Here is a 12387-nt window from a genome sequence, read left to right on the forward strand (position 1 = left end):
AAAGGAACATCGCAAATACAACGATCTGCAATGTTTAATTTAAATTTCAATGTGTTTAATTTATTTTCAGGAAATAATATGTTTTTACTTTCACTGATGCCGCACAATATGCGATTTAGGTCTGTATTTTTTGTCCAGGTCTTCTATTACGGCGATGGTTGCATCAGAAATTACATAAGCCCCCGGAACCTTCCTGGCTGCTTTGTTATACAGATATACGAAATTGAACGGATCCTGAATATGTTTTACCAATTGTTTCTTATACCCTGCCTTCTCAATCATGTTGGCCATATAATATCCAGGGATATGCCCGCTTGTATTCCAGCCTTTAAACAACTTGTTCAACTTAAGCTGGGATTTCTCCAGAGGTTTAACAGAGAGTAACGAATCAATATTTTTTACCGTTTTGTAACCGTCAGCAAGAAAGCTTTCGGGATGTCCGCGTTGAAATTCAAGCAAATTTTTGGCATCTTCACCCTGGTATCTTTTATCGACGAGATCTGCCGATCCTTCATTCAGAATCCTTTGCAGCATACTGACGATGACAAGATCTTCCTGATCCACATCAAAATCCATTCGTGGACGCAGCACATGATGGAATTCATGTCCTCCGAGCACCCCTTTTTTATTAACATCATTAAAATAAGCCGCCATTAAAGTAAAGATCATCCATCCTTTTTCTACATGTGCATCGTTGTGTATCGGGATAATCGTGATTTTATATTCCGGTGCTTTCTGATGATCTTTTTTTGGCAGCATCTGATATGTGTACTGGTACGATAGATCAAGATATTGTTCCGGGTTTTGTTCAATGCTCTTAAGGTAAGCTTTCATCTTATCTTCATTGATCTTGTATTCGTTGATGATGTACGTCCACCAGTTGTTATACGGGTCTTTGAGCCTTTGCTGAAGTTTCGCCTCATTCTTTGGCATATAGACCGTTTCCATGATTTTCCTGTAGTTATCGATATAGACGCTGTCAACCCCCTGGTCTTTAAGATAAACCTGTATGGCTTCATTTTTCATTAAATGCTTCCATTCCGAAGGATCAACCGGTACATCTTTTCTCAATTTATCCGTTTTCTCAAATATTCCCAACATGCAGAATCGTCAAATTTCTGTGCATACACGAACTGAGAGGCCTGGAAAATGCAAATTATTAAAAGTAGCTGCTTTATCATTATTTATAATTCTGAATAACGCGGCAAATATAATTAAATAAGGAACACAAACACATTATCCGTGCATAAACCTGAAATGATTAACAGTAAATTATTCCACCTCGATATTCTGTTTCAGCGGAAGGTTTTTTGAGGAATTTCCTACAAAAATCCTGTAGGTTCCCTTTTCAACAATCCAGTTCATTTTCTCATCTAAAAACTGCAGGCCTTTCACCGGAACCTCAATGGTAACCTGCTTCGATTCTCCCGGCCTTAAATACACTTTTTTAAATCCTTTCAGTTCAATCACCGGCCTTGAAACCGAAGCCAGCAGATCCTTTACATACAGCTGCACCACTTCACTACCCGCTTTTGAACCTGTATTTTTTACATTGACTGTCGCAGTCATCGTTTCATTTGCCTTAAAATGTGTTTGATTTAAATGTAAATCGGAAATTTCGAAAGTCGTATAGCTTAGCCCGAAACCAAAAGGATACAGCGGCTCACCACTCAGATCATAATAATCATTTCCTCTTCCCGTCGGGTGATGATTGTACGATAATGGAAGCTGTCCTTCCTCTACCGGAAAGGTGATCGGCAATTTCCCCGATGGATTTTCAGCCCCGAAAAGAACTTTTGCGACCGCATTTCCGCCTTCTTCGCCCGGATACCAGACATCTAAAATGGCTCCGACTTTATCTTTCCAATCCGTCGTTTTTATGGCTGAACCACCAATTAAAACCACCGCGGTCGGTTTATTTAATTTGGAAATTTCATGGATAAATAATTCCTGGTTTCCCGGAAGGCTTAAAGAAGAGCGATCCTGAAATTCCCCTTCATGAATTCCGGCCGTTACGATGATGTAATCCGCAGTTTGAGCAAGCTTTAAAGCATTATTAAATTCTTTCTGCCCGTCATTGACACCATAATTCCATATCAGCTCAATGTTTGCTTCACCACGGTTTTCATGGAATTCTACAGTAATATCGTATTGTTTTTCTTTCACAAAATCAATATCCACCGTTTGGGTTGAATAGCTCAGCTTTTCCCAATGATCGATCAGTAATTTTCCATTTAAAAACAATCTGAAACCGTCATTTCCTCTTAATCCAAGCTGGTAACGTCCGGAATCCGGAGCCTGTAGTTTTCCGATCCAACGAATGCTGTAATTGTCAGGCTGCAGCTTTTCAGGATCCGGGGAATATAAAGTCCATTTAAAATTCACCTTTTCATCCTGTTTTTCAAAGACAGGATTACCTTTCAGATCCGGATTGGAAAAATAATTCCCTTTTAATCCTTTCTGATTTCCGGAAGATAAAAACTCAGGAGGAACCGTTGCAAATTTCTGCAAATTCCAGTCAATTCCCTTTGAATAAACGATTTCAACATTCTTATTTTTAACAAAGTTTTTTATCCCGTCAAGGATACTGATTTTTTTGTTTCCAGGCCCTGAATATCCGCCCAGTCTTGCATCAACAGCGTCGGTTCCCACCACCAAAATTTTCCTGTAATTTTCAGAAACCGGAAGTGTTTTGTTGTTGTTCTGAAGAAGAACAAAAGATTCTGCGGCTGCTTTCTCAGCCAAAGATTTATGATTAATTTTCTTTAATTCTTCAATCTCTTTATCGGAAACATAAGGATTTTCAAACAGTCCTAACTCGAATTTCGCCCGTAAAACCCGTGCCACCGCATCATCAATTCTCTGCTGTGAAATTCTACCGTCCAGAAACGGCGGCATGAAGAGCTTGTAATGTTGATATTCAGTCTGAAAAATCACATCAAGGCCTGCATTCATAGCCTGTGCAGAAGCATCGTCATAATCTTTTGCCGTAAAATGCAGGACATTGGCACCACCAACTGCGCTGGCATCGCTGATGACAAAGCCTTTAAAATCCCATTCATTCTTCAACTTTTCGGTCAGCAGCCAGTGATTGGCAGTTGAAGGTCTTCCGTCCAACAAATTATAGGAAGTCATTACCGAGCGGCTTTTCCCGTCATGAAAGGCCTTTTCAAAAGGAACAAGATGTGTTTCCTCAAGATATCTTTTACTCCAGTGAATCGGGTACGAATCTCTTCCTCCTTCCCCTACATTCGCTAAAAAATGTTTAGGGGTCGTAATAATTCCCTGGCTTTCAAAGGAACTGACAAAATTAACTCCCATTACGGAAGTCAGAAACGGATCTTCACCATACGTTTCTTCGGTTCTTCCCCACCTTACGTCGCTGGCAAGATTCACAACCGGTGTCAAAATCTGGCGGATTCCTCTCAGTTTTGATTCTTTGGCAATCACACCAGACACTTCTTTCATCAGTTCAGGATTAAATGTGGCCGACAAACCGATGGCCTGAGGAAAAGCAGTCGCACCCTCCCTCATCAAACCATGCAAAGCTTCATCAAAAGAAATAATGGGAATTCCCAACCGGGATTCTTCTACAAAATATTTCTGAATCGAATTGATCTTTTTAGCTAATCTTTCTGCATTTTCACTGGCGTTATAAGTCAGCATTTGTCCTGCAGCACCGCCTCCTCGGTTTCCGGCACTTACCTGTAAACCGAAAATACCATGTGCATACTGGTCTTTGGGAACATGATCCAGATCTCCCGGAATCATAAAGCATTGCCAGAATTTTTCTTCGGGCGTCATTCTTTTGAGCAAATCCTGAATTCTCTTTTCCACAGGCTGCTTCGGATCTTTGTATAATGGTTTTTGTGCAGAAATATAAACAAAACACAATAATGAAATCCCAATTAATTTTAATCTCATCTTTATTCTTGTGTGAATTGGATTACGGTTGAATATTTTAGCTGAATTCTTTCTGTTGGCAAATCGACTTTAATTGTATTTCCGGATTTGTTCCATTTGATTTTATTCGATAATCCTAAAATTCTGAGTGATTTTGGTTTAAAATGATCCGGAAGTGTAAAACTTAACGTTGATGGAGCTGTATAATCTGTTTTTTCATCCAGGTGAAAAATATTCAGTGTTTTCCCGTCTTTGCTTTGGGTATAATAAAAATTCCCGTCGTGATAAGGGGCAACACTTCTCGTGGCAAAAACGGCCGACTGATTCTGATCCATCCAACCGGAAATCGCTTTTAACCTTTCATAAACAACCGGATCATAGTCTCCGTTGGGTCCCGGAGCGATATTCATCAGGTAGTTCCCTCCTCTTGAAATGATTTTCACCAATGTTTCAATAATTTTCTGGGAAGATTTATAATGGTCATTCGGTATATAAGAAAACGAGTCTCCCATCGTGATGCAACTCTCCCAAGGAATCGAAAGGGCTTTTTCAGGAACAGCTTGTTCAGGAGTGACATAATTCTCCCATTTTCCGGGAACGGTACGGTCTACTACAATAATTCCCGGTTGGTTTTTCCGCGCCATGTTCCCGATCTTATCCATATCAATATCCTGTTCTACTTTTATGGTACGCTGCCATTCCACATTAGGATCAATGGTGTGAAAAGGCCGGACCCAGCCGCCATCCAGCCAGAGAATATCTATTTTACCGTATTTTGATGTGATTTCATTGATCTGGTTAAAGGTGAAATTCTTAAAGCTGTTCCACTTTTCAGGATATTTTTTAGGATCATAATTTACGTTACGGTCTTTCGGCGGAAAATAGGGCCACCAATAATCTTCCGAATGCCAGTCGGGTTTTGAGAAGTAGGCTCCAATTTTAAATCCCTCTTTCCTGAAGGTATTAAAAATTTCCTTTGTGACATCCGCTTTGGGATTTTTGGAGAAAGGAGTTTTGGGAGAAGTAATTTTATAATCAGACTGTTGTGTATCGAACATCGCAAAACCATCGTGATGTTTTGTGGTAAAAACCACGTATTTCATTCCTGCCTTTTTTACAGCGTCTGCCCATTTTTGAGGATTAAACTGGACCGGATTAAAAGTCGTCTGAAGGTTTTCATAATTTTTCACATATTCGTAGTACGATTTTCCGTGTTCCGGCTTTCTTTGGGTCCATGATTCATCTTCCGGACAAAGGCTCCAGCTTTCCACGATTCCCCACTGGCTGTAGGTTCCCCAATGCATAAATAAACCGAATTTCAGGTCCTGCCAATTTTCAAGATTTTGGATAACCATTGGATCTGTGGGTTTTTGATAGCCTTCTGAAACATGGTGTGCCTGGGAAAAAAAAGCAGATGAAATGAACAGTGCTAAAAGGAAAATGGTTTTCTTTTTGGGGTTGATGAACATGTAGTTTAGTTTTGGCTAATTTAATCATCCTTTGATGAATCCGCAAGAAATTGATTTTTCAGCTATTTCAAATTTTACAATCACTTATTCATATTGCTTTTAGAATGTAAGGGAACTAAGATATGCTGAAATGGCTTACTTCCCATCACTTATGAAAGCTATGACAGGATCTGACCGCTTTTGACATGATTTGACCGGTTTCGGAGGTACTTTCTTCGGGTCTTCTTCGGATCACCTTCGGGTCGGCTTCGGAAAAACGGTACTTTTTCCGAAGAGCTTCCGAAGAACTCCCAAAGGACGGTCGAATAATCCGGGTCTTTTTTAACAACTTTTAATCATGTTAAATTTCAACAACATATCATTATTGTTTGGTATTTTTTATAATTTCGCACCGGATTTAAGATTTATTCCAACCTTAAGAATAAAAACTGCATCTTTCATTGTAACACGACACCTTTTGTCGTCTTTGAGAATTAGTTTTGCCCACAGGTTTAATAGTGAATTCAAAAATCTAAAAATTAATAAAAACAAAACCATGATAATAACGATTTTCATTCAGACAATTTCTAAGGATTTTTCCTCTTTTTTAAGAACAAAAAAATTCCCAGCTTTTTAAGATACGCTTCATCGCACAAAAAATAACACCTAAATATTTATACACTACGTATGAAAAGACTTTACTTCAGTGCATTATTCTTATGCACCATCCTCGGCATTTCCGCCCAGGAAGTAGTCTGGCAGAAAGACATCAAATCCTCCACACAGGATTTTCTTTCCCAGATCACCACAACCATCGATCAGCAATATCTGATAACCGGAAGCAGCATCCCTTCGAGAACCTCAGGGACCGCCCCTTCGAGAGCCGGAGGCACCCTTCGACAAGCTCAGGGACCGCAGAATACCGGTTACGATTTCCATCTCGTAAAACTCAACCAGCAGGGGGAAGAGGTCTGGGAAAAGTATTTTTCGGGACAGAACCATGATTTTCTTTCTGCAACGGTAAATACGCAGGAAGGTGGATTTTTACTTGCAGGAACTTCTTATTCCGGCAAAGGGCTGGATAAAAAAGACGATTCCAGGGGAGGTTCTGACATCTGGCTGATCCGGATCAATGAATTCGGGGATGAACTGTGGCAGAAAACGATTGGTGGTGATTCAGATGAAGAAGCCCGGGCGGTAATTCAGACCACAGATATGGGATTTTTTGTGGCTGGGAATACTACTCAGGGAACGACTGGATATGGTTCTAAAGATGTTCTGGTCGTACGATTGGATAAAAACGGAAAAGAATTATCCCAATTGGTTTTAGGCGGAAAAGGTTTGGATGAGGTAGAGAAAATGATTCCGACAAAAGATGGCGGTGCTTTACTGGGCGTGTATTCGAGAAGTGCATCCTCCCCCAGCCCCTCCAAAGGAGGGGAGCAAGACCGTCCAGCCCAAAATTCAAAATCACTTTCCGGTTATGCAAAGTCTACTGAAAACTTCGGGGAGGGCGATTACTGGATCATTAAGCTTTCCAAAGACGGCAAAGTGGAATGGGAAAAAAATTTCGGCGGAACCGGAGACGATCATTTGAGAACCCTGGCGTTGACTTCCACAGGATACTTAATCGGGGGTGAATCGAGATCAGAAAGATCCGGCAATAAAACCGTCGGAATTGAAGAAGGCACCGATTTATGGCTGATCTCCCTGGATGAAAGAGGCGAAGAAATCTGGCAGAAATCCTACAATTTTAAAAACAGGGATGTCTTAATGGGAATGAGTGTGATATCATCCCCTAGCTCCTCCATAGGAGGGGAATCCGGCAACCTGACCAAAGGCATTTTACTGGGCGGTTATACTCAGGCTGAAGGAAGAATTGAAAGTGATGATGAAACGTTCTGGATGCTGTACCTGGACCAAAACGGAAACGAGCAGTGGAGAAAGCATGTGAAAGGTGAATCGAGAAAAAGAGAAGAGAGACTTTCAGATATAAAGTTAAACAGGGACGGTTCGATTGTACTGGCCGGAACGAGTGCCGAAGAACTGGGAAAAGAGAACTGGAAAATCGTGAAGCTGGGTGACCAACAGATCGATCAGCTGATTGAGAAGCAGGATATTAAGATTTATCCGAATCCGGTGAGTGAGTATGCGTATGTGGAGATAGGGTTTATATTCTCCCCCAGCCCCTCCAAAGGAGGGGAGCCTCCGTTTGAAGCGGAGATTACGGTGTATGATATGGGCGGAAGGCAGCTTCAGAGTATAAAAACGAAAAATAAGGTGACCAAGATCAATACGCAGGCGCTGGTTCAGGGAGCGTATCTGGTAAGCGTTAAAACAAATGATAATAAAACAGCAAGTGCTAAACTGATTAAGAAATAAATAAAATGAGAAAAAATATAATTTATATTCTAATATTTATAGGAATATATTCAAATGCTCAGGATGTACAGAGTGCAGCATATATTCCCAGACTTCCAAAAGCTCCCGAAACTTCTGAAATGGAGAGATACGGAAATATTCCAGTAAATTTATTTTCCGGGGGATTGGATTTACAAATTCCAATATTTTCCGGCGAAAAAAATAATATTAATTTGAGTTATAATTCTTCCGGTTTTATTCCAAGTAAAAAAAGTAATTATGTAGGATACAACTGGAACTTAAACTACGGAGGAGCTATAACAAGAGAAGTTCGGGGAGTCGCGGATGATCTGAATTCAGATAATGCAACTTTTAAAGGTTTTTTATATACGGTAAAAAATAATCCGATCAGCAATTCAAGTGCATATAATAATGGGTATAATTACTATTCGAATCTTGATTATATTAATACGGGAGGAACGATGAGTGAATTAAAGCCTGATAAATTTAATTTTAATTTCTTAGGGATCAATGGATACTTCTATATTGGCAATGATAGAAAACCAGTGATATCATCTAATACTTCCAATCTTAAAATTAATATAGAGAACTTTACTTATCAATATAATACGTCTTGTGATCCGGATGTTTCAGGATTCAGTATAGTTGACGGACAAGGTAATGAGTACTATTTTGGGGATAATCTTAATAATATGGAGGTATCCTATTCTTTAGGACACCATCAAAATCCTACGCAGGCATCGGGCCTAGCACCTGGTGGGTATGCAAATTATACCATATCCGGATGGTACCTTTACAAAGTGAAGTTTGCAAATGGAGAGCTCTTGAACATTACTTATAAATCCAGACCTACTCCTTTACTAAGTAGTAATTTCTGCACAGTACTCAATTATCTTCCGAGAAAAAGTAATTTTACGGGTATTGTTTCAGGCTCCTCACAGAATATTCAACCGTATTATGAATTGTATTTAAGTGCCAACCAAGATAATAGTACTAAAACAACAACTATCAATGGAGGATCAGGATCTGCATTTTATACACAAGCTCCTCACTATAATATTGAGGTGGTAAAGAAAGTTTTTCCTCAAAGTATTGAGATTCAGGATAAATTTTATGTAAACTTTACCTATAAAATTCAACAGGCGAATGTTGCTGAAAATTTTAATGCCTATCTCTTGGAATCAATTGAAATTAAAAATAAATCTCAAAATAGTTTCAATGTTGATAAATTTGAATTTAAATATAATACATCTAACAAAGATTATTATTTTTTAACAGAGCTAACCAAAAATACGATTCAAAAATATATTTTTAATTACAACTTAAGTAATACATTACCAAAGTTCAATACTTTTGGGACGGATTATTGGGGGTTTTGGAATGGAGGAAATGATACTGCAAATTCATTAATTCCTAATTTCCAATTGAATTTTTCCACAGGAGATTTAACAATAACAGGAACAAGCCGTAATGCAAGTACCTCTTTGTTTAATACAGCTCTATTAAATAAAGTTACTTACCCTACAGGCGGATACAGTTTATTTGAATATGAACCCAACAGCTATTCTCAAAAAGTAGCAGGCACCAGCTCCAGTAACTTTATAAAGCAGCTTGTACCGAGCAACGATTTTGCTGGTGGAGCAAGAATAAAAAAGATTTCATCATTTGATGGAGTTAATACTTTAATCAAAGAATATAAATACACTAAAGCTTTTTCATCAAGCAATGTAAATGGATTATCAACAGGTATCCTTTATAATGATTACAGAATGGTAAATTTTATGGATCTTAGTTCAGGGAGTTCCAGCGAAAGAAGAATTTCTGAACATGCAACAAATGTTAATACATTATCATTAAGCTCTTATCATGTAGGGTATTCGGAAGTATCAGAACTTGAAAACGGTCAGCTCAAAAAAAAGTATTTTTTCAGTGATTTTGTTTCCAATCCAGATTCTTTGGTTTACAGTCAGGGGCCACAAATTATATCTTCGGGAGTTGATATCAATCCTGCAAATTATCAGCAAAAATATTTTTTAAGGTATCTTGATAACAAAGATAATGAAAGAGGAAAGCTTATCAGGGAACTCTTCTATAGAGATGGAAATACGATTGTTCAGGAAAACTTAAATTTATATTCATCTCTTACAACACATAACTTATTAACCAACAATTATGTGACTTTTGTTGAGACACCCGTAGCATGGAGATTATCATATAAATTTTATGGATTACCTTATGTACTAAAAAAATCAATTATAAGAAGATATCTTGCTAATTCAATAGTGGAGGAAAAATCTACAAATTATTATGAAAGTAGTCTGCATCTTAATCCAACAAAAACAATTAAAGAATATCCAGACAATAAGGAAACGAAGACTACCTATCAATATCCTGAAGAATTGAGACATGGTAATCAGCCACAACAAAATGTTACTCCTTATCAATCTATTCCGTATATGGTATCAAAGAATATGATCGGAATACCCTTAATTGTAAGCCATTACAGAAATAATATTTTTCAAAAAAGGCAGCAAACGACCTTCGAATATAACCCTACAACGACTTTGATCTTACCAAAAAGCGATATAACATATTTTGAAGATCAAACAGTTATGACACCAAGTAACGGTTATCCTGCTGTACTGGTGCCTAATCCCGCTTATGGTATTACAGAGGTTACTTATGACCAATATGATGCAAAAGGTAATTTGCAGCAATATACCACAAAGGCGGGTATCCCCACCGCTATAATCTGGGGGTATAATAACACCCAGCCTATTGCCAAAATAGTGGGCGCCACGTATGCCCAGGTCAGCAGCTTGGCAACAGCCATCATTTCTGCTTCAGATACCGATGCTTCGGCAGCTCCAGGCAATGATGAGACAGCAATATTAACCGCATTGGATACTTTCAGAAAAGATAGTAGTATGGCAGGGTATCAGATTACCACTTACACCTATGATCCTTTAATCGGAGTAAGAAGTATCACGCCACCTTCGGGAATAAGAGAGGTTTACCTGTATGATACAGCCAACAGATTAATGGAGATCAGGGAAGGAAGCCAAACAGGAAAACTTTTAAAAGAATTCAAGTACAACTACAAAAACTAATAATCGATGAAAAAAATATTAATCCCCATAGGCGGTTTACTGTTGTCCGGACTGGCAAGTGCCCAGAATCAATCCAGTACAACAGAGAATTTTGTTTACACGAAGACTTATTTAGATTATAACGGAAGCACGCCTACGAAAACTTCAGAAACCGTGCAGTATTTTGACGGTTTGGGAAGACCCAAGCAGGTGGTGAATATCAAAGCTTCTCCGCAGGGCAAAGATGTGGTAACTCCTATTCTATATGATGGCTTCGGAAGACAGGTGAGAGATTATTTGCCTGTTCCTCAGCAGGGAACGCAGAACGGAGCCATTTATACACAAGGATCAGCCCTGGTAGATTTCCCTGTCGGGGACCCGGCAGGTGTGTATACTAACGAAAAAGCATTTGTTCACAAAAATCTGGAGAATTCGCCATTGGATAGGGTACTTTCACAAGTACAGCCGGGCACGGCATGGCAGGGGAAACCGGTACAGTTTACGTATGATGCCAACACTGTTGAAGATGCCGTTAAAAAATACACCACGGTAACGACTTGGGTAAATGGGGCTACTAGTTCACAGATTAGTCAGAGTACAAACTATCTGGCAGCTCAACTTTACAAAAACACAGTAACGGATGAAGATGGCAACCAGACCATTGAATTCAAGAATGGAGAGGGACAGGTATTGTTGGTCAGAAAAATGCTCAGTGCCACGGAAAAAGCAGATACGTATTATGTGTACAATGAGTACAATCAGCTTTCTTTTGTTATTCCACCTTTAGCCTCAAACACTATCACGCTATCACTCTCCGACTTAGACAATCTCTGCTACCAGTACAAATACGACGGCAGAAACCGTCTGGTCGAAAAGAAGCTTCCGGACAAAGGCAGGGAATATATGGTGTATGATAAGCAGGACCGGCTGGTTCTTACGCGTGATGCTGTATTGGAGGCTCAGGGAAAATGGCTCTTCACGAAATACGATCAGTTTTCAAGACCAATTTATACGGGTATTTTAGACAGCCCTCCGGGCAGGGCTCAGCAGGTGGCCGCTGTGGAAGGACTAGGTTCCAACAATGAAACCCGGACCACAGCACCCAACTTCAACAATACGGGAATGGATGTGTATTATACGACCAATTCGGCTTATCCTCAGTATAATTATGTTTTATTGTCGGTCAATTATTATGACACCTATCCGGCTTACAGCTTTAATCCCACTTTCCCGACAACTATTTTAGGACAACCACTTCTTACCGATACTCCAACCACAGAAGGATTAAGTACCAAAAGCCTTCCGGTGATGAGCCTGGTGAAAAACATTGAGGATGATAACTGGACGAAAAACTACACCTATTACGACAAAAAGGGAAGAAGCATCGGAAGTTACTCGATCAATCATTTGGGAGGACGGACAAAAGTGGAATCTAAGCTTGATTTTGCAGGTGTTGTTCAACAAAGTATCACCCGACACAAAAGATTGGATACCGATACCGACAAGGTGATTACTGAGAACTTTACCTATGATCCCCAGAACAGGCTTTTGAGCCATACTCATCA

6 protein-coding genes are annotated in these 12387 nt (G+C 39.3%); 3 read left to right on the forward strand and 3 right to left on the reverse strand.

The window, feature by feature from the left end:
- Window positions 1-90: 90 nt before the first annotated feature.
- From AC0N32_RS19290 to AC0N32_RS19300, 3 genes are all read right to left on the reverse strand, one after another.
- Window positions 91-1101, reverse strand: a complete 1011-nt coding sequence (locus tag AC0N32_RS19290) for a DUF5700 domain-containing putative Zn-dependent protease (protein WP_476395465.1) — start codon at window positions 1099-1101, stop codon at window positions 91-93.
- A 171-nt stretch (window positions 1102-1272) separates the two neighbouring features.
- Window positions 1273-3924: a glycoside hydrolase family 3 N-terminal domain-containing protein gene (locus AC0N32_RS19295; protein ID WP_476395466.1), complete on the reverse strand. Its 2652-nt coding sequence runs from the start codon at window positions 3922-3924 to the stop codon at window positions 1273-1275.
- A 2-nt stretch (window positions 3925-3926) separates the two neighbouring features.
- Window positions 3927-5372: an alpha-L-fucosidase gene (locus AC0N32_RS19300; protein ID WP_476395467.1), complete on the reverse strand. Its 1446-nt coding sequence runs from the start codon at window positions 5370-5372 to the stop codon at window positions 3927-3929.
- Window positions 5373-6038: 666 nt separating this feature from the next.
- Here AC0N32_RS19300 and AC0N32_RS19305 point away from each other — a divergent pair.
- From AC0N32_RS19305 to AC0N32_RS19315, 3 genes are all read left to right on the forward strand, one after another.
- The gene (locus AC0N32_RS19305) at window positions 6039-7733 is read left to right on the forward strand and encodes a T9SS type A sorting domain-containing protein (protein ID WP_476395468.1); all 1695 of its coding nucleotides are present in this window, start codon (window positions 6039-6041) and stop codon (window positions 7731-7733) included.
- 5 nt (window positions 7734-7738) lie between these two features.
- Entirely contained in the window at window positions 7739-10843 is a 3105-nt protein-coding gene (locus AC0N32_RS19310; protein WP_476395469.1) for a hypothetical protein, read from the forward strand.
- A 6-nt stretch (window positions 10844-10849) separates the two neighbouring features.
- Window positions 10850-12387, forward strand: a 1538-nt coding sequence (locus AC0N32_RS19315; protein WP_476395470.1) for a DUF6443 domain-containing protein, incomplete at its 3' end; no start/stop codon positions are given.

The organism is Chryseobacterium endophyticum (assembly GCF_056333165.1).

Bases quoted from the DNA above. Each gene is read 5' to 3' on its own strand.
- AC0N32_RS19290 (WP_476395465.1), bottom strand. From the start codon at position 1,101: ATGTTGGGAATATTTGAGAAAACGGATAAATTGAGAAAAGATGTACCG.
- AC0N32_RS19295 (WP_476395466.1), bottom strand. From the start codon at position 3,924: ATGAGATTAAAATTAATTGGGATTTCATTATTGTGTTTTGTTTATATT.
- AC0N32_RS19300 (WP_476395467.1), bottom strand. From the start codon at position 5,372: ATGTTCATCAACCCCAAAAAGAAAACCATTTTCCTTTTAGCACTGTTC.
- AC0N32_RS19305 (WP_476395468.1), top strand. From the start codon at position 6,039: ATGAAAAGACTTTACTTCAGTGCATTATTCTTATGCACCATCCTCGGC.
- AC0N32_RS19310 (WP_476395469.1), top strand. From the start codon at position 7,739: ATGAGAAAAAATATAATTTATATTCTAATATTTATAGGAATATATTCA.